The sequence below is a fragment of the Amycolatopsis thermalba genome (assembly GCF_003385215.1).
Taxonomy (GTDB): domain Bacteria; phylum Actinomycetota; class Actinomycetes; order Mycobacteriales; family Pseudonocardiaceae; genus Amycolatopsis_E; species Amycolatopsis_E thermalba.
This window is the reverse complement of sequence record NZ_PQHW01000131.1, coordinates 1-17,329: the sequence shown is the minus strand read 5'-3', so window position 1 is coordinate 17,329 and position 17,329 is coordinate 1. Positions and strand designations below refer to the sequence as shown.

The 17,329-nt window shown below is 72.4% G+C and carries 16 protein-coding genes and 1 other RNA gene; 12 read left to right on the top strand and 5 right to left on the bottom strand.

Annotated elements, in window-relative coordinates:
* Window positions 1-556: 556 nt before the first annotated feature.
* A complete protein-coding gene (locus D0D15_RS32185) occupies window positions 557-1,048 on the bottom strand; it encodes an RrF2 family transcriptional regulator (RefSeq protein ID WP_094006339.1) in 492 nt (163 codons plus the stop codon).
* Window positions 1,049-1,103: 55 nt separating this feature from the next.
* Between D0D15_RS32185 and D0D15_RS32180 the strand changes: the two genes are divergently transcribed.
* From D0D15_RS32180 to D0D15_RS32170, 3 genes are all read left to right on the top strand, one after another.
* Window positions 1,104-1,850 carry an SDR family oxidoreductase gene (locus D0D15_RS32180; RefSeq protein ID WP_094006338.1) on the top strand — a complete coding sequence of 249 codons (747 nt, stop codon included), beginning with the start codon at window positions 1,104-1,106 and terminating at the stop codon, window positions 1,848-1,850.
* Between the two features lie 85 nt (window positions 1,851-1,935).
* Window positions 1,936-3,117, top strand: coding sequence for a 4-hydroxybenzoate 3-monooxygenase (pobA, locus tag D0D15_RS32175; RefSeq protein ID WP_094006337.1), 1,182 nt, complete (start codon window positions 1,936-1,938; stop codon window positions 3,115-3,117).
* Between the two features lie 57 nt (window positions 3,118-3,174).
* On the top strand, window positions 3,175-3,888 hold the full coding sequence (locus tag D0D15_RS32170) for a Clp protease N-terminal domain-containing protein (RefSeq protein WP_094006336.1): 714 nt from the start codon (window positions 3,175-3,177) through the stop codon (window positions 3,886-3,888).
* 32 nt (window positions 3,889-3,920) lie between these two features.
* Here the strand turns inward: D0D15_RS32170 and gndA are convergent, their stop codons facing one another.
* Window positions 3,921-5,360 carry an NADP-dependent phosphogluconate dehydrogenase gene (gndA, locus tag D0D15_RS32165; protein WP_115944989.1) on the bottom strand — a complete coding sequence of 480 codons (1,440 nt, stop codon included), beginning with the start codon at window positions 5,358-5,360 and terminating at the stop codon, window positions 3,921-3,923.
* Window positions 5,361-5,577: 217 nt separating this feature from the next.
* Here gndA and D0D15_RS32160 point away from each other — a divergent pair, with 217 nt between their 5' ends.
* Window positions 5,578-6,435, top strand: coding sequence for a helix-turn-helix domain-containing protein (locus D0D15_RS32160; protein WP_094006334.1), 858 nt, complete (start codon window positions 5,578-5,580; stop codon window positions 6,433-6,435).
* 34 nt (window positions 6,436-6,469) lie between these two features.
* Window positions 6,470-7,312: an SAM-dependent methyltransferase gene (locus D0D15_RS32155; protein WP_233157330.1), complete on the top strand. Its 843-nt coding sequence runs from the start codon at window positions 6,470-6,472 to the stop codon at window positions 7,310-7,312.
* Window positions 7,313-7,411: 99 nt separating this feature from the next.
* On the opposite strand, the gene D0D15_RS36475 is transcribed toward D0D15_RS32155, so the two are convergent.
* Both D0D15_RS36475 and D0D15_RS37390 read right to left on the bottom strand, forming a co-directional pair.
* Entirely contained in the window at window positions 7,412-7,576 is a 165-nt protein-coding gene (locus D0D15_RS36475) for a hypothetical protein (protein WP_167481598.1), read from the bottom strand.
* Window positions 7,573-8,217 carry a hypothetical protein gene (locus tag D0D15_RS37390; protein WP_233157329.1) on the bottom strand — a complete coding sequence of 215 codons (645 nt, stop codon included), beginning with the start codon at window positions 8,215-8,217 and terminating at the stop codon, window positions 7,573-7,575. The genes D0D15_RS36475 and D0D15_RS37390 overlap by 4 nt, the downstream gene beginning before the upstream one ends.
* Window positions 8,218-8,474: 257 nt before the next feature.
* Between D0D15_RS37390 and D0D15_RS32145 the strand changes: the two genes are divergently transcribed.
* Window positions 8,475-8,726: a DUF397 domain-containing protein gene (locus D0D15_RS32145; RefSeq protein ID WP_094006333.1), complete on the top strand. Its 252-nt coding sequence runs from the start codon at window positions 8,475-8,477 to the stop codon at window positions 8,724-8,726.
* A gap of 79 nt (window positions 8,727-8,805) precedes the next feature.
* On the opposite strand, the gene D0D15_RS32140 is transcribed toward D0D15_RS32145, so the two are convergent.
* Window positions 8,806-9,378, bottom strand: coding sequence for a hypothetical protein (locus D0D15_RS32140; protein WP_094006332.1), 573 nt, complete (start codon window positions 9,376-9,378; stop codon window positions 8,806-8,808).
* Window positions 9,379-9,555: 177 nt separating this feature from the next.
* Here D0D15_RS32140 and D0D15_RS32135 point away from each other — a divergent pair, with 177 nt between their 5' ends.
* The 6 genes from D0D15_RS32135 to D0D15_RS32110 all read left to right on the top strand — a co-directional run.
* The gene (locus D0D15_RS32135) at window positions 9,556-10,305 is read left to right on the top strand and encodes a response regulator transcription factor (RefSeq protein WP_094006331.1); all 750 of its coding nucleotides are present in this window, start codon (window positions 9,556-9,558) and stop codon (window positions 10,303-10,305) included.
* Entirely contained in the window at window positions 10,283-11,779 is a 1,497-nt protein-coding gene (locus tag D0D15_RS32130; protein ID WP_094006330.1) for a sensor histidine kinase, read from the top strand. The genes D0D15_RS32135 and D0D15_RS32130 overlap by 23 nt, the downstream gene beginning before the upstream one ends.
* A gap of 79 nt (window positions 11,780-11,858) precedes the next feature.
* Window positions 11,859-13,094 carry a bifunctional glycosyltransferase family 2/GtrA family protein gene (locus D0D15_RS32125; RefSeq protein ID WP_094006438.1) on the top strand — a complete coding sequence of 412 codons (1,236 nt, stop codon included), beginning with the start codon at window positions 11,859-11,861 and terminating at the stop codon, window positions 13,092-13,094.
* Window positions 13,095-13,109: 15 nt separating this feature from the next.
* The gene (locus tag D0D15_RS32120) at window positions 13,110-14,957 is read left to right on the top strand and encodes an ArnT family glycosyltransferase (RefSeq protein WP_094006329.1); all 1,848 of its coding nucleotides are present in this window, start codon (window positions 13,110-13,112) and stop codon (window positions 14,955-14,957) included.
* An 8-nt stretch (window positions 14,958-14,965) separates the two neighbouring features.
* An RNA gene (ffs, locus tag D0D15_RS32115) (signal recognition particle sRNA small type) lies at window positions 14,966-15,062 on the top strand.
* Window positions 15,063-15,520: 458 nt separating this feature from the next.
* Window positions 15,521-17,329 (top strand): DNA polymerase III subunit gamma and tau (locus D0D15_RS32110; RefSeq protein WP_115944988.1); only part of this gene is annotated, 1,809 nt, incomplete at its 3' end.

The following is a 17,329-nucleotide window of genomic DNA, read 5'->3' as shown; positions in this document are numbered from 1 at the left end:
GGTTCGGGGGCGGGGAGCCGGATGCCGGGGGCGGCTCGGCGGCGCTTCGCGCCGAGTGGGCTGGGTCCCTCTGTGGGGGCTGGGCCGGAGCTGGGTGCCGGTGCGGCTGCGGCTCAGGTCGCTCGGTGGGCGGGGGCAGTGGCCGGTGCCCGGGCGTTGCGGCCGTCGTGGAGTCGGCGGGGCGAGGGCCGGTTCAGCGGCGGAGAGCCGGACGCTTGGCCGGGGGTGGTTCGACGGCGCTTCGCGCCGGGTGGTGGCTGAGCCGGCGCCGGGTGCGAGACCGGCTCAGCGGCGGTGAGCCAGATGCTGGCCGGGGGTGGCCTGGTGCGCTTCGCGCCGGGTGGTGGCTGGGCCGCTCTGTGGGGGCTGGGTCGGAGCAGCGGCGACCGGGCGGCGGACCGCGCTGGCGGGCGGCCCAGGTGGCGGGTGCGGGTGCGGCTCAGGTGGGGTGGCGGAGGCCGGTTCGGCGGCGGTGAGCCCGGACGCCGGGGGTGGCCCGGCGGCGCTTCGCGCCGTGCGGCGGCTGGGGACTGGGCCGGAGCCGAGCGGGAACGGCTCAGCTCGTTCGGCGGGCCGGGGTGATCCCCGCCAGCAGGCGCCGCGTCCGGGCCGGGGCCCACTCCGGCAACTCGGCGAGGATGTCGCCCAGGGACTCGGCCTTCAGGCTCTCCCGCCAGGCCTCGTGGGCGCTCGCCATCTTCGCCGCCAGGATGCACGTGTCGCGGCAGTTTTCCGGCGCCAGGGCGCCCCGGCCCTGCTGCCGGATCTCCCGGCACTCGTACGGCGCGGACGCCCCGTCGACCGCCTCGACGATCTCCAGCAGTGTGATCTCCGCCGCGGGCCGGGCCAGCCGGAAGCCACCGCGGGGGCCGGTCGTCGCGGTCAGCACGCCGGCCCGGACCAGCGCCTTCAGCTGCTTCGCGAGGTAGGGCGCCGGCAGGTCGAAGTACTCTGCGAGCTGCGCCGTCGAGGCGGTGCGGCCCGGTTCGAGCTGCGCCAGCGTCGTCGCGCAGTGCAGGACCCACTCCGTGCTCGATGGCAGCTTCACGCGACCAGTGTATCTCCGATATTGTGGACCCATTAAGTCCACAAAAGGAGAGAGCATGCGCATCGCAGTCGCCGGGGCCACCGGCAACATCGGGAGCCGCACCGTCGCCGTCCTCGAGCGGGACGGGCACGAGGTCGTCCGGATCAGCCGTGCCACCGGCGTCGACATCGCCACCGGCGTGGGCCTGGACGAGGCGCTGACCGGCGTCGGCGCGGTCGTCGACGCCCTGAGCGCGCCGCCGATGGACAGAGACGAAACCGTGGCGTACTTCGGCGGCACCACCCGGAACCTGCTGGCCGCCGAGGAACGCGCCGGGGTGCGGCACCACGTGCTGCTGTCGATCCTGAACGTCGACCGGGTCGAGGGCAACGCGCACTACGCCGGCAAGCGCGAGCAGGAACGGCTCGTGGCCGAGGGGCCGGTGCCGTGGTCGATCGTCCGCGCCGCGCAGTTCCACGACTTCGCCGAGATGGTCGCCGGCTGGGGCGAGCGCGACGGCGTCGTGACGATCGCGCCGCTGCTGGTCCAGCCGGTCGCCCCGGACGACGTCGCTGCCGTGCTCGCCGAGATCGCCGCCGCCGAACCCCGCACCGACCGGCTCGACCTCGCCGGCCCCGAGCCGCAGGACCTCGTCGACATGGCGCGCCGCACCTACGAGGCCCGCGGCCGGTCGGCGACGTTCGCGCCGACCTGGTCCGGGCTGTTCGGCCCGGAGATGGCCGGCGAGGTGATGCTCGCCGGTGACGGCGCCCGCCTCGCACCCACCACGTTCGACGAGTGGCTCGCCGAGCAGCGGCGATGAGCTTCCACTGAATGGAAGTCATGCTGGCCTCGGGCCCGGCCCGACCGCATCCTGGGTGCCGGAACAGCGAAGTTTGGAGGTCGCAGTGACGCGCACACAGGTCGGGATCATCGGCGCCGGGCCGGCAGGTCTGCTGTTGTCGTACCTGCTGCACGCCGAGGGTGTCGACGCCGTGGTCCTCGAGACGCGCAGCCGCGCCTACGTGGAGAAGCGGGTGCGCGCCGGGGTCTGCGAGCACCCGACGGTCGAGCTGCTGCGGGAGATCGGCGTCGGCACGCGGATGGACGCCGAAGGCCTGCCGCACCACGGGTTCTCGCTGCGGTTCGACGGTCAGGACCACCGCATCGCGCTCACCGAGCTGACCGGCAAGTCGATCACCGTGTACGGGCAGCAGGAGATCGTCAAGGACCTGATCGCCGCGCACGAGGCCAAGGGCTACCCGATCCACTTCGAGGTCACCGACGTCGAGCTGCACGACGTGGACACCGAAAACCCGCGCGTCACCTACCGCGACGCCGACGGGGTGGCGCGAACGCTGGAGTGCGACGCGATCGCCGGCTGCGACGGCTTCCACGGCGTCAGCCGCCCGACGATCCCCGCGGACCGGATCACGACGTTCGACCGCGAATACCCGTTCGCGTGGCTGGGCGTGCTGGCGCAGACCCCGCCCTCGCACGAGGAGCTGATCTACGCCCACCACGAACGCGGGTTCGCGCTGCACAGCATGCGCTCGCCGGAGATCACGCGGCTCTACCTGCAGGTGCCCAGCGACGAGAAGATCGAGAACTGGTCCGACGACCGCATCTGGTCCGAACTGGACGTCCGGCTCACCACGAACGCGCACGACTTCGTGCTGCGCGAGGGGCCGATCCTGGACAAGGGCATCACGCCGATGCGCAGCTTCGTCACCGAACCCATGCAGTACGGCCGGCTGTTCCTCGCCGGAGACGCCGCGCACATCGTCCCGCCGACCGGCGCCAAGGGCATGAACCTGGCGGTCGCCGACGTCCGCGTGCTGTCCCGTGCGCTGGTGGAGTTGTTGCAGCACAAGCGCGGCGAGCTGGCGGAGTCCTATTCGGACACCTGCCTGCGGCGCGTGTGGCGGGCCGAGCACTTCTCCTGGTACATGACCTCGATGCTGCACGTGGACCCGGCGGCGGACGACTTCGGCCGGCGGCTGCAGCTGTCGCAGCTGCGGTACACGGCGTCCTCCCGCGCCGCGGCGACGAGCATCGCGGAGAACTACGTGGGGCTGCCGTTCGCCTGAAGCCGAATCGTCAACCCTGGGTTGACGCCGCCACGGTCGTCAACCTAGGGTTGACGTATGACCAGTTCAGTACGACTCGACGATTTGATCGAGGCCATCAAGCGGCAGCACCCGGACTCCGATCCCCTCCAGCAGCTCTCCGACGCGGTGCTGCTCGGTGAGCACCTCGGCGACGTCGCCGACCACCTGATCGGCCACTTCGTCGACCAGGCGCGGCGAAGCGGCGCGTCGTGGACGGAGATCGGCGCCAGCATGGGGGTTTCCAAGCAGGCGGCGCAGAAGCGGTTCGTGCCCAAGGAGTTCGACGGCACCGGCCAGGAAGCCTTCAGCCGCTTCACCGAACGCGCCCGCCGGGTGATGGTGAACGCCGAGAAGGTCGCCCGCGGCGCGGGCAACGAGCAGATCGAGACCGCGCACATCCTGATCGGCGTGGTCGGCGAGCGGGACGGCCTCGCGGCGAAGGCGTTGGAGAACCTCGGCGTGACGCCGGAAACGGTGGGCGAGCGGGTCAACGCGACCCTGCCGCCGCCCGTGGACGAGCTGCCCACGCACATCCCGTTCAGCCCCGCCGGCCGCAAGGTCATCCAGCTGACCGTGCGGGAAGCCTTGCGGCTGGGGCACAACTACGTCGGCACCGAGCACATCCTGCTCGCCCTGCTCGACCAGGCCGAGGGGCCGGCCTACGACGTGCTCACCGAACTCGGCGTCGCCAAGGACGCCGTCGAGGAGGAGATCCGCAACATGCTCCGGGCCGTGTACCCGGACGCGTGACGGGCGCCGCGCGGACGCCCGTCACGCGGCGATCAAGCCCCGCCCTCGGGGCGGCCGTCCTCGGCCCAGCGGGTGTGGAACGAGCCCTCCCGGTCGACCCGGCGGTAGGTGTGCGCGCCGAAGAAGTCGCGCTGCCCCTGCACCAGGGCGGCCGGGAGCCGCTCGGCGCGCAGGCCGTCGTAGTAGGCCAGCGCGGTCGAGAAGCCCGGCGTCGGGATGCCCAGCCGCACCGCGGTGGAGATCACCGACCGCCACGCGTCCTGCGCGTCCTCCACGGCCTTGCGGAAGTCGCCCGCGGTGAGCAGCGTCGGCAGGCCCGGCTCGGCGGCGTAGGCGGCTCGGATGTCGTCCAGGAACTTCGCCCGGATGATGCAGCCGCCGCGCCAGATCGCGGCCAGCGCGCCGAGGTCGATGTCCCAGCCGTACTCCGCGCCACCGGCCTGGATCTGGTTGAAGCCCTGCGCGTAGGCGACGATCTTCGACGCGTACAGCGCGCGCTCGACGTCGTCGGCGAAGGTCTCCGCCGCCGCGCCGGTCAGCGGGGCGCGCGTCGGGCCGGGCAGGCCGCGGCCGGCCGCGCGCAGGTCCGCGCTGCCGGACAGGGACCGCGCGAACACCGCCTCCGCGATGCCGCTGATCGGCACGCCGAGGTCCAGGCCGATCTGCACGGTCCAGCGGCCGGTGCCCTTCTGCTCGGCCTGGTCGGTCACGATGTCCACGAACGGCTTGCCGGTCGCGGCGTCGGTGTGCGCCAGCACCTCGGCGGTGATCTCGATCAGGTACGAGTCGAGCCGCCCGGTGTTCCAGGTGCGGAACACCTCCGCGATCTGCCCCGGCTCGTACCCGAGCGCGCCGCGCAGCAGGTCGAACGACTCCGCGATCAGCTGCATGTCGGAGTACTCGATGCCGTTGTGCACCATCTTCACGAAGTGACCGGCGCCGTCCGGGCCGATGTGGGTGCAGCACGGGTCGCCGTCGACCTTGGCCGAGATGCTCTCGAACAGCGGCCCGAGCGACTCGTACGACTCCTTCGACCCGCCGGGCATGATGCTCGGCCCGTGCAGCGCGCCCTCCTCGCCGCCGGAGACGCCGGTGCCGACGAAGTGCAGCCCGCGCTCGCGCAGCGCGGCCTCGCGGCGCCGGGTGTCGGCGAAGTGCGCGTTGCCCGCGTCGACGATCACGTCGCCCTCTTCCAGCAGCGGCGCGAACTCCTCGATGACGGCGTCCGTCGGGGCGCCGGCCTTGACCATGATCACCAGCTTGCGCGGCCGCTCGAGCGCGTCCACGAACTCCTGCGCGGAGTAGGTGGGGATGAATTCGCCTTCGTCGCCGAACTGCTCCACCAGGTCGCGAGTGCGCTGTTCCGAGCGGTTGTGCAGGGCGACGGTGTGCCCGTGCCGCGCCAGGTTGCGCGCCAGGTTCCGGCCCATGACGGCCAGGCCCGTGACGCCGATGCTCGCCTTCTTGCTCATGCGCAGCCTTCCCTCTCGAAGCTCTCTCCGCACCCTAGCGCGACGCCTGTTCCCGCAGGTGAACGCGTGAGTAACTAGCGTTGGGCCGCGTTTCCTGCCAAACTCCATCCAGTCATTGCCGCGCTACGGTGCGGCATGGAGTACGGTCGTGGGTTCCACTACCAGGGATGAGGCGGGACGAGGTGCCGTGGAGCGGGTGAGGGCGCGGAACTAGGCAATGGCGAGCACCGTTACTTCCCGTCGCAAGCAACTCGGCAACGAGCTCCGGCACGCGCGGCTGGCCGCGAAGATGACCCAGCAGCAGGTCGCCGAGGTCCTCGGCTGCACCCAGGGCAAGGTCAACAAGATCGAATCCGGCGCGGTGGGCGTCAAGCTCGGTGACGTGCGCACGATGCTGGAGGCGTTCGGCGTCAACGGTGACGAGTCGGAGGCGCTGATGAGCCTGGCACGCGCGGCGGCGGGGCAGCGGGGTGCGTGGTCCGGCTACCGGTCCGTGGTGCCGCACTGGTTCCGCACGTTCACCGACCTCGAACCGGCCGCCGTGGAGATCATGACCTGGCACGGCGAGCGCATCCCCGGACCGCTGCAGTCCGAGCACTACATGCTCAAGCAGTTCACCGAGTTCGGCGCCACCGACGTGACGTCGCTGGTGCGCAACCGGCTGGACCGCAAGGCGGTCTTCGACCAGCCGCAGCCGCCGTACTACCGGTTCATCATCAGCGAGGCCGCGCTGCACCGCGCGCCCGGCGGCCGGGCGCCCGCGGTGATGCTGGACCAGATCGAGCACCTGCTGGAGCTGGACCGGCGCCAGCGCGTGTACATCCACGTGCTGCCGTTCGGGGCCCGGCTGGCCGCGGTGCCCAACGACTTCACGATCATGCGCTTCCCCGACCGCACCCGGGACTTCGTCTACATCGAACACTCGGCGGGCGGGGTCTACCTGGACGACCAGAAGGACTTCCAGCTGTTCGTCGACGCGTGGGACCGCCTGCGCGGCGCGGCGCTGGAGCGGCAGGAGACGCGTGAGTTCCTGAAGAACATGGCCGATCAGTACCGCGTGGCGATGGGGGCCTAGGCTCCGGTCAAGATCAACTTGTCGGGGGTTGAGCGTGACCGAACCGGATCAGGACGGCGTGGACCTGGACCGTCCCAACGCCGTCCGCATGTACGACTACTACCTGGGTGGCACGGGGAACTGGGCGATGGACCGCGCCCTCGGTGACCGCGTGCTGGCCGAGGTCCCGTTCGCGCCGCTGATCGCCCGCGCGAACCTGGAGTTCCTCGAACGCGTCGTGCGGTTCTGCCTGCGCAACGGGGTCGACCAGTTCCTCGACGTCGGCTCCGGCGGGCCGACCGTGGGGACCGTGCACCGGATCGCCCACTCGCTCGACCCGGCCAGCCGCTGCGTGTACGTGGACCGCGAGCACGTCGCCGTCGCCCACGGGCAGTTGATGCTGGAGCGTGAGGGCGACCCCTCGCGGCACGCGATCGTCCGCGCCGACCAGCGGGACCCGGACGCGGTGTGGCGGGCGGCGATGGGCACCGGCGTGCTCGACCGGACGCGGCCGATCGGGTTGATCTTCTGCGCGGCGCTGCACTTCATCCCCAACGACGAGCCCGCGGGCGAGATCGTGGCCGCCTACCGGGCGCGGCTGCCAGTCGGCTCGTACCTGGCGATCTCCCATGCGACGTACGACGACCTCGACGTGCCCGCGGACTACGCGGCGAGCATCCGGGCGGCGTTCGCGTTGTACGAGAAGTCCGGGACGCCCGCGTTCTCCCGCCGGTACGACGAGATCGCGTCCTTCTTCGGGGACTTCGAGATGGTGGAGCCAGGTGTGGTGTGGCTGCCGCAGTGGCGGCTGGCGGAAGCACCGTCCCCGGTGACGCAGAACTTCGTGGCGCGCCCGTCGATGTCGATCGGCTGGTGCGGGGTGGGCCGCAAGCGCTGAGTCAGGGCTGTTCGTCGAGGAATGCGGGGATCGTCGCGAACTCGGCGGGGTGGCGTAGGTGCTCGGGTGGCCGGCCGTCGGCGGCGGGGGTGCGGCCCGCTAGGTCCGTGGGCGGGGCAGCGCCAGTTCCGCGCTGTGGCGCCACGCGTGCCAGTGCCGCCGGAACGAGCGCGGCAGCAGTGTCCACCTGCGACGGCCGCGGTGTGCGGCCGCCGGCTCGCTGCGGTGGGGCGTGGTCGGGTCGGTCAGGATGCGGACGGTCATCTCCGTCCCCCTTCCAGTCGCGGCCGGGGGTTCCGGCAGACGCCGACGAGACAGCGCTCGCACGGCATGCCGGCGCCCAGGGGCAGCCATTCGATCTCCGGTAGCCGGAGGCGCGCGCCGCAACCGGCGGTCATCGCGCCGCGCAGGACCGTGCCGGGTTCCAGCGGGAACAGGTGCGCGCACCGCCGGGATTCGCGCGCGGTGCCGGGCGCCTGCCGCCCGATGACGGTGACCGGGCCGGGCCAGTCCTCGCGCAGGTACCACACCGCGGAGGCGTCGGCGTCCGCGGCGAGCCAGCCGAGCATCCGGGACAGCGCTTCCGCCGGGCTCGCCGCGCGGGCGGCCTCGTCACGCCCGTTGACCTTCCCGACGACGATGAAGGGATCCGGGCGGCGCGTCAGCGCGGGCTGTTCCGTGGCGTCCGCGCCGGGCGCTTCGGTGCGGCTGGCGGGGGCGGCCCCGGCGGCGAGGGGATCCGGTCGGCGGGTGAGCGCGGGCTGCCCGGTGGCGTCCACTTCGGGGGCTTCGGTGTGGCTGGCGGGGGCGGCCCCGGCGGCGAGGGGATCCGGTCGGCGCGTCAGCGCGGGCTGTTCCGTGGCGTGTGCGCCGGGCGCTTCGGTGCGGCTGGCGGGGGCGGCCACCGAGGAATCCGGTCGGTGCGGCGGCGCAGGGCGTTCCGTCACGTCTGCGAGCACCGTCGAACCTCCCCCAAGGACTGGAACCGGGCCGTGTGGTCGACCCGACCGGCGGGAATAATCCTACTCCTGGAATAATCCCGGTGTCGAGTGATCAACATTCACCTCACCCGACTGGACCCACGTGGTTCCAACGAAAGGACCAGGCTCGCCCCTGTTCGCTACGCGACGGGGTGGGACCTCAGGCACGGAGGTAGGGACTGATGCCGGAATACCCGCGACCGGTGGATTACGACCCGCACGACGCGGTGCACCTGTTCGACGAGTCGAAGTGGCAGAAGTCCTTCGCCAGCGAGCCCAACGGCGGCAACTGCGTGGAGGTCAACCTGGCCGCGCCGGGGCTGGTCGGCGTGCGCGACACCAAGCTGGCGAGCAGCCCGGTCTTCGTGTTCGACGCCGGCGAGTGGGCGGCCTTCCTCGAAGGCGTCAAGGCGGGCCAGTTCGACCTGCGCTGACGCCGATTATCGAAACTCGTGTGTTATTCCCCACAGTGCGGCGCTTCCGGGTCGCCGGCCGACCCGGAAGCGCCGCGGCTCACGGCCGGCCGCCACCCGGGCCCTGACCACCAGGAGCCTGGCCGCCGGGAAACCCGCCGGGCCCACTCTGCTGGGCCGAACCCTCGGTGATCGACGTCGCGGTGGCGGTGTCGCCGGAGACCTTCGCCAGCACCGTCACCGTCGAGCCGGTGGCCAGGTTGCTCGCCTTCTCCGTCGCGGAGTCGATCACGTACGTCTGGGTGTAGTCGTCCTCGCTGCGCACCGTGATCGAGGTGGCGCTCAGCGCGCTGACCTCGCCGGTCTGGAACCGCTCGACCGCGTACCCGCCGCCGGCGGACACCGTGAAGTCCCCGTGCAGCGCCTCCCGCAGGATCGACGCCGAACCACCCATCTGACCCATCCGGCCGCCACCCGGGAAACCGCCCATGCCGCCCTGCTGGTTCGCCTCGGACGAGGTGCCCGCATAGATCGCGACCCCGCCGACGGCGGCTATGACGACCGCCACGGCCGCGGCGATCGCGGTTTTCCTGCCGGACCACTTGGGCGCGGGCGGCTGCGGGTCTCCCCACGCGGCGGCAGGTGCCTCGGTGGTCGTCGGCTCCGTGCTCATCGTGTCCCTTTCGCTGTCGGTCGCGGCAGGGGCCACCCCTGCCACCCCACAGGTTCGGCAGGCCAACTGTGCGGAGGCTGTGTACGAGGTGGGCGGACGCTGTGCACGGCGAGCACGCACAGGAAACACACAGACGGGTCACAGGAAGGACCCACCGGCGCGGCCCAGGATGAGACCATGACCAGCATGAACGCCGCGATGTCCGGCGCGGGCAAGGCCGGCCTCAAGCACCCCGACGGCTCGGCGGTGCGGGTCCTCGTGGTCGACGACGAGGAGACCCTGGCCGAGCTGGTGTCGATGGCCCTGCGCATGGAGGGCTGGGAGACCCGCAGCGCCGGCACCGGCACCGAGGCGGTCCGCGTGGCCCGCGACTTCCGCCCCGACGCCGTCGTGCTCGACGTCATGCTGCCCGACTTCAGCGGCCTGGAGGTGCTCAGCAAGCTGCGCGCCGAGACGCCGCACCTGCCGGTGCTGTTCCTCACCGCGCGGGACGCGGTGGAGGACCGCATCGCCGGCCTGACCGCGGGCGGCGACGACTACGTGACCAAGCCGCTCAGCCTGGAAGAGGTCGTGCTCCGCCTGCGTGCCCTGCTGCGCCGCTCGCGGGTGGTGGCCGCCACCGAGGGCTCGACCCTGACGGTCGGCGACCTGACCCTGGACGAGGACAGTCGTGAGGTGTTCCGCGGTGGCGACCCGATCTCGCTGACGGCCACCGAATTCGAGCTGCTGCGCTACCTGATGCGCAACCCCAAGCGCGTGCTGTCCAAGGCCCAGATCCTGGACCGGGTGTGGAGCTACGACTTCGGCGGCCAGGCCAACATCGTCGAGCTCTATATTTCCTACCTGCGGAAGAAGATCGACGCGGGCAGGGAGCCGATGATCCACACGCTGCGCGGCGCGGGGTATGTCCTCAAGCCGGCAGGCTGAGCACGCCCGCCCCCGGCGGCTCCTGCCCTCCTCCCTGCGCGGCAAGCTGATCGCGCAGGTCATCGCGCTGCTGGCGCTCGTGTGCCTGGTCGTCGGCCTGGTCACCGAGCTCGCGCTGCGCAGCTTCCTCTACCACCAGCTCGACGACCGGCTCGTCGCGGCGAGCGAGCGGGGCACCCGCCAGCCGCCGCCGGGGTCGTGGAACGGCCCGCCGAACCAGCCGCCGCCGGACTCGCTGCGGGTTCCGGGGCAGGGCATCGGCACGCTGGCCGTGGTCGTGTTCCCGGACGGCGCCGTGCGGGCCGGGGTGCTGCGCGGCGGTTCCACCTCGTCGGACAACCCGTTCCCCAGTGATCCGGTGCCCGCCGAGCAGCTGCGCACGTTGCTCGCGCTGCCCGCCGACGGCGAGCGGCGCAGTGTCGACCTCGGCGATCTCGGCGACTACCGCGTCGTGTCGGTGCGGGCCCCGGACGGCGCGCTGCTGATCACCGGTCTCCCGCTGGCGGAGGTGACCGACACGCTGTGGCGGCTCGGGTTCATCTTCGGCGGGGTCGCGCTCGGCGGCCTGCTCGTCGCGGGCGGGCACGGCGCGATCACCATCCGGCGCACCATGCGTCCGCTGGACCGGCTCGCCGACACCGCCGCCAAGGTGTCCCAGCTGCAACTCGACCGCGGCGAGGTCGCGTTGTCGATCCGGGTGCAACCGGTCGACACCGACACCCGCACCGAGGTCGGCAAGGTCGGCGCGGCGTTCAACCAAATGCTCGGGCACGTCGGCGCGGCGCTGACCGCGCGGCAGGCCAGCGAAAGCCGGGTGCGGCAGTTCGTCGCCGCCGCCAGCCACGAGCTGCGCACGCCGCTCGCGGCCATCCGCGGGTACGCCGAGCTGGCCCGGCGCGGCGGCGACACCGTGCCGCCGGACATCGCGTTCGCGATGGGCCGCGTCGAGTCGGAATCGGCCCGGATGACGACCCTGGTCGAGGACCTGCTGCTGCTCGCGCGCCTGGACTCCGGGCGGCACCGTGTCCACGAGCCGGTCGACTTCTCCCGGATCGTGGCCGACGCGGTGTCCGACGCGACCGTCGCCGGTCCGGACCACCGGTGGCGGCTCGACGTGCCCGCCGACCCGATCACCGTCGCCGGCGACGCCGACCAGCTGCACCAGGTCGTGCTCAACCTGCTCAACAACGCCCGCACCCACACCCCACCGGACACCGTGGTCACCACGAAACTGTCCACTGAGGACGCCGAGGTGGTGCTGCGGGTGACCGACAACGGGCCGGGCATCGCGCCGGAGGTCCTGCCGACGGTGTTCGAGCGCTTCGCCCGCGGCGACACCTCCCGCTCCCGCGCGGCCGGCAGCACCGGGCTGGGCCTGGCGATCGTGGCCGCCGTCGTCGCCGCCCACCGCGGCCGCGTCGGCGTCGAAAGCAGGCCGGGTCACACCGAATTCACGGTGCGTTTTCCCAGGTAAGCCGTTCGGGAGCCGCTCACAGGCTGCGCACAGCTCGGGCACATGATCGCCACAACGCGGCGGGCCACCGTCAGTGTTCATGACGACCTCCGCCGACGCCTCCCCCGCACCTCGGCCGGCCGACCCACCGCAACGGAGCACGTCCCCGGTCCTCGACGTCGTCGTCCCCGTGTACAACGAGGAGACCGACCTCGCGCCCTGCGTGCGCCGCCTGCACGCGTACCTGTCCGACGCACTGCCCTACCCGTTCCGCATCACCGTCGCCGACAACGCAAGCACCGACTCGACGCTGGCTCTCGCGCGGGCGCTCGCCGCCGAGCTGCCCGAGGTCGAGGTGCGGCACCTGGACCAGAAGGGCCGCGGCCGGGCGCTCAACGCCGTCTGGTCCGCCTCCGACGCCCAGGTGCTGGCCTACCTGGACGTCGACCTGTCCACCGACCTCGCCGCGCTCCTCCCGCTGGTCGCGCCGCTGATCTCCGGGCACTCCGACCTGGCGATCGGGTCCCGGCTGGCCCGCGGCGCCCGGGTCGTGCGCGGACCGAAACGCGAGTTCATCTCGCGCTGCTACAACCTGATCCTGCGCGGCGCGCTGGCCGCCCGGTTCAGCGACGCGCAGTGCGGCTTCAAGGCCATCCGCGCCGACGTCGCCCGGCAGTTGCTGCCGCTGGTCGAAGACACCGGCTGGTTCTTCGACACCGAGCTGCTCGTCCTCGCGCAGCGCTCCGGCCTGCGCATCCACGAGGTGCCGGTGGACTGGGTCGACGACCCGGACTCGTCGGTCGACATCGTCGCCACCGCCACCGCGGACCTCAAGGGCGTCGCCCGGATGATCCGCGGCTTCGCGCGCGGCACCCTGCCCATCAGCCAGATCCGCGCCCAGCTGGGGAGACACCCGCTCGCCGTCACCGAACCCGGCGTCCCGCCGACACTGGCCAAACAGCTCGTCCGGTTCGCCGCGATCGGCGTCGGCAGCACCCTGGCCTACCTGGTGCTCTACGTCCTGCTGCGGACCGGGATCGGCGCGCAGGCGGCGAACCTGATCGCGCTGCTGGTCACCGCGGTCGTCAACACCGCGGCCAACCGGCGGTTCACGTTCGGCGTGCGCGGGCCGAAGGGCGCCGGGCGGCACCAGTTCGAGGGCCTGATCGTCGTCGGCCTCGGGCTGGCGCTGACCAGCGGATCGCTGGCGCTGCTGCACGCCGGCGGCGAACCCGGGCGGTTCGCCGAGCTGGTGGTGCTCGTCCTGGCCAACCTGGCCGCGACCGTCCTGCGGTTCCTGCTGTTCCGCAACTGGGTCTTCCGAACGAACCGATAGGAGAACCGACTCGACATGTCGACTGCGGCTGTTTCCTCCGATCCGGCCCGCCTCGGGCCGGTCCCCGCCGCGGCACGATCGCGGACCGCCGGCCGGCCCCCGTGGGTCCGGCCCTCGGTCGCCGTCCTGCTGGTCGCGACCGCCGCGCTGTACCTGTGGAACCTGAGCGCGTCCGGATACGCCAACGACTTCTACGCGATGGCCGTGCAGGCCGGCACGAAGAACTGGGAGGCGTTGTTCTTCGGGTCGCTGGACCCGGGCAACGTGATCACGGTCGACAAACCACCCGCGTCGCTGTGGTTGATGGCGCTGTCCGGGCGGCTGCTCGGCTTCTCCAGCTTCAGCATGCTGCTGCCCAACGCGCTGTGCGGTGTGGCGTCGGTGGCCCTGCTGTACGCGGCCGTTCGGCGCACCTCGGGTCCGCTGGCCGGACTGATCGCCGGGGCGGCGCTCGCGCTGACGCCCGTCGCGGCGCTGATGTTCAAGTTCAACAACCCGGACGCGCTGCTCGTGCTGCTGATGGTGGCCGGCGCCTACTGCACGGTCCGGGCCCTGGACCGGGCGAGCACCGGGTGGCTGCTGCTCGCCGGTGCCGCGCTCGGGTTCGGGTTCCTCACCAAGATGCTGCAGGCGTTCCTGGTGCTGCCCGCGTTCGCGCTGGTGTACCTGGTCGCCGCGCCGGCCGGGCTGGGCAAACGCTTGCTCCAGCTGCTCGGGGCCGGTGTCGCGGTCGTGGTCGCCGCGGGCTGGTGGATCGTGGCGGTCGCGTTGTGGCCCACCGGGTCCCGGCCCTACATCGGCGGGTCGGCCGACAACACGCCGCTGGATCTGGCGTTCGGGTACAACGGGCTGGGCCGGATCTTCGGCGGTGCGGGCAACGGTGGCGGCGGTGGTGCCGGGATGAGCGGCAACACCATGTTCGGCGGGGAGACCGGGCTGCTGCGCATGTTCGGCGCGTCGTTCGGGCTGGAGATCTCCTGGCTGCTGCCCGCCGCGCTGATCGCGCTGGTCGCCGGGCTGTGGTTCACCCGGTTCGCGCCGCGGCTGGATCGCACGCGTGCCGCGCTGCTGCTGTGGGGCGGCTGGACGGTCGTCACCGGGGTGGTGTTCAGCTTCATGAGCGGGACGATCCACCCGTACTACACGGTGGCGCTGGCCCCGGGAATCGCCGGGCTGGTCGGCATCGGGGCGGTCGAGCTGTGGCGTGGACGGCACAACTTCGCCGCCCGGATCGTGCTGGCGCTGATGCTCGCGGCGACCGGGGTGTGGGACTTCATCCTGCTCGACCGGACGCCGGACTGGCAGCCGTGGCTGCGGTGGGTGCTGCTGGTGCTGACCGCGCTGGTGGTCGCCGGGCTGCTGTTCGGGCTCGACCGTCTCCGGCGGGCGGGGACCGTGCTGGCGGTGGCCGGGGTGATCACGGGCCTGCTCGCGCCGGGGGCGTACGCCGTCGTCACGGCGGGTCAGGGGCACACCGGGTCGATCCCGACGTCCGGGCCGTCCGGCAACTCGATGGGCTTCGGCGACCGGGCCGGCGCGGAGTCGAGCGAGTTGATCGCGCTGCTCCGGCAGACCACGACGAAGTGGTCCGCGGCTTCCAACGGCTCCCAGTCGGCGGCCGGCCTCGCGCTCGGCTCGGACACCGCGGTGATCGCGATCGGCGGCTTCAACGGCGGCGACCCGGCGCCGACGCTGGACGAGTTCAAGCGGTACGTCGCCGACGGGGAGATCACGTACTACGTCTCCGACCGCATGGGCCGAGGCTCCGGCGAGATCGAGCAGTGGGTGACGGAGAACTTCACTGCTCAAACGGTGGGCGGCACGACGGTCTACGACCTGACGACAGCGGCCGCGGCCGGTTGAGTACACTGACGGTGGACCCCCGCGGCGTCCATCCTGTGAACCTCCCCAGGGCCGGAAGGCAGCAAGGATAAGCAGGCTCTGACGGGTGCGGGGGTCCCCTTCGTCAGGGGCTCCACCCTTGCACGAAGGGGACTGCGTCCGCTGTGTTCTTCGGGGGGCGACCCCCGGACCCCCACGGTGCGAGCTCCTCGCCTTGGCGGGCGCTGGGCGCGTTGGGTGGGGACCAGCGCGTCGGCTTCCTTTCGGGTGCTTTGCTACCTGTCTCGCCGCCTGCGTGTCGCCGTCTCACCGCTGGGTTGGCTCGCTGCTGGGCTGTCTGACTGTCGACCCCGCCTGGGGGCCTCGCCGTCTCGCCGCTGGGCCGACTCGCTGCCTGGCTGCTGGGCTATCTCGGCTCGCGGTCTCGCTGCTGGCTGCCGGTTCGCCTCTGCCTCCTTGCCTCTCTAGCTCGCTCCAGGTGCCCTCGTGGCTTGGGCCTTCGCTCCGCGGCCTTCCTCCCTGGTGTCTCCTTCGGCGCCGTGGGCTGAGCCTGGCTTGTCGGTGGGTGCCGGTACTCTCGCGTCGTGGCTCTGGCTCTCTACCGCAAGTACCGTCCGGCGACCTTCGCCGAGGTCGTCGGGCAGGAGCACGTCACCGAACCGCTGCGCGCCGCCCTCACCGCGGGCCGCATCAACCACGCGTACCTGTTCTCCGGGCCGCGCGGCTGCGGCAAGACCTCCAGCGCGCGCATCATGGCCCGCTCGCTGAACTGCGTCGAAGGCCCGACCCCCGACCCGTGCGGCAAGTGCGACTCGTGCCGCGCGCTGGCGCCCGAGGGGCCGGGCAGCATCGACGTCACCGAACTCGACGCGGCCAGCCACGGTGGTGTCGACGACGCCCGCGAGCTGCGTGACCGCGCCTTCTACGCGCCGGCCGAATCGCGCTACCGGGTGTTCATCATCGACGAGGCGCACATGGTCACCACGCAGGGCTTCAACGCCCTGCTGAAGATCGTCGAAGAGCCGCCAGAGCACCTGATCTTCATCTTCGCCACCACCGAGCCGGACAAGGTGCTGCCCACCATCCGGTCGCGGACCCACCACTACCCGTTCCGGCTGATCCCGCCCAGCGCGATGCGGGACCTGCTGGAGCGCAACGTCGCGGCCGAGGGCATCCACGTCGACCCGGCCGTGTACCCGCTGGTGATCCGCGCGGGCGGCGGTTCGGCGCGCGACACGCAGTCGGTGCTGGACCAGCTGCTGGCCGGCGCGGGCCCGGACGGCGTGACCTACGACCGGGCCATCTCGCTGCTCGGTGTCACCGACTCGGCCCTGATCGACGATATGATCGACGGCTTGGCCGCGGACGATTCGGCCGCGGTGTTCGGCACGGTCGAGCGGCTGGTCGAGGCCGGGCACGAGCCGCGCCGCTTCGCGAGCGACCTGCTCGACCGGCTGCGCGACCTCGTGCTGTTGCGGTCGGTCCCGGACGCGGCGGCGCGCAACCTGGTGTCGGCGCCCGCGGACGAGCTGGACCGCATGACGGCGCAGGCCGAGCGCGCCGGCCTGGCGACGCTGACCCGGTACGCGGAGATCGTGCACAACGGCCTGCTGGAGATGCGGGGCGCGACCGCGCCGCGGCTGCTGCTGGAGCTGCTGTGCGCGCGGATGCTGCTGCCTTCGGCGTCGGAGAGCGAAGCGGCGGTGCTGCAGCGGCTGGAGCGCCTGGAGCGACGGGTCACGGTGAGCGGCGGGGGAACTCTGCCGGCCGCCGACGGACAGGTCGCGGCCGCTCCTGAGCGGTTCCAACGGCCTTCGCAGCGCGCTGCTCAGGCGCCCGCGCCCCCGGCTGCCGAGTCCGCTCCGGCGGCCGACGGGCCGTCGCGCCCGGCAGCCGAGGCCGCTGCCCGGCCGGCGCCGGAGGCACCGGCGCGCCGGGCCACGGAACCGAACGCCGCGCCGGAGCAGACGGCGCGCCCGGCCGGGGATGCCGCGCCGGAGGCGCCGGTGCGTCGCCCCACCGAGCCGGCGGCTCCAGAGCCTGCTGACGCGGCGCCCGCGCCCGGCGGGATCGATGCGGCCGCGATCCGGCGGGTGTGGCCGGACCTGCTGGCCGCCATCCGCAAGACCAGCCGCAGCACCGAGGCGATGATGATCAACGCCACGGTGCAGAGCGTGGAGGGTTCGCTGGTCGTGCTGGCGCACAGCGCGGAGCCCCTCGCGCGGCGGTTGTCGGAGCCGCGCAACGCGGACTTCATCGCCGGCGCGCTGCACGAGGTGCTCGGCGGAACGTGGCAGGTGCGGTGCGTGCACGGCGGCGGCGGAGGCGGCGGCTCAGCCCGCCGCGACGGCCCGGGCCCGCGCCCGAACCCGCCCCAGCGCGAGGCCCCGCAG

Coding starts and splice junctions, on each gene's coding strand:
- D0D15_RS32160 (WP_094006334.1), top strand. CDS start 5,578: ATGGCGAGCACCGTTACTTCCCGTCGCAAGCAACTCGGCAACGAGCTC.
- D0D15_RS32135 (WP_094006331.1), top strand. CDS start 9,556: ATGACCAGCATGAACGCCGCGATGTCCGGCGCGGGCAAGGCCGGCCTC.
- D0D15_RS32140 (WP_094006332.1), bottom strand. CDS start 9,378: ATGAGCACGGAGCCGACGACCACCGAGGCACCTGCCGCCGCGTGGGGA.
- D0D15_RS32170 (WP_094006336.1), top strand. CDS start 3,175: ATGACCAGTTCAGTACGACTCGACGATTTGATCGAGGCCATCAAGCGG.
- D0D15_RS32125 (WP_094006438.1), top strand. CDS start 11,859: ATGACGACCTCCGCCGACGCCTCCCCCGCACCTCGGCCGGCCGACCCA.
- D0D15_RS32145 (WP_094006333.1), top strand. CDS start 8,475: ATGCCGGAATACCCGCGACCGGTGGATTACGACCCGCACGACGCGGTG.
- gndA (WP_115944989.1), bottom strand. CDS start 5,360: ATGAGCAAGAAGGCGAGCATCGGCGTCACGGGCCTGGCCGTCATGGGC.
- D0D15_RS32130 (WP_094006330.1), top strand. CDS start 10,283: ATGTCCTCAAGCCGGCAGGCTGAGCACGCCCGCCCCCGGCGGCTCCTG.
- D0D15_RS32120 (WP_094006329.1), top strand. CDS start 13,110: ATGTCGACTGCGGCTGTTTCCTCCGATCCGGCCCGCCTCGGGCCGGTC.
- D0D15_RS32180 (WP_094006338.1), top strand. CDS start 1,104: ATGCGCATCGCAGTCGCCGGGGCCACCGGCAACATCGGGAGCCGCACC.
- D0D15_RS36475 (WP_167481598.1), bottom strand. CDS start 7,576: ATGACCGTCCGCATCCTGACCGACCCGACCACGCCCCACCGCAGCGAG.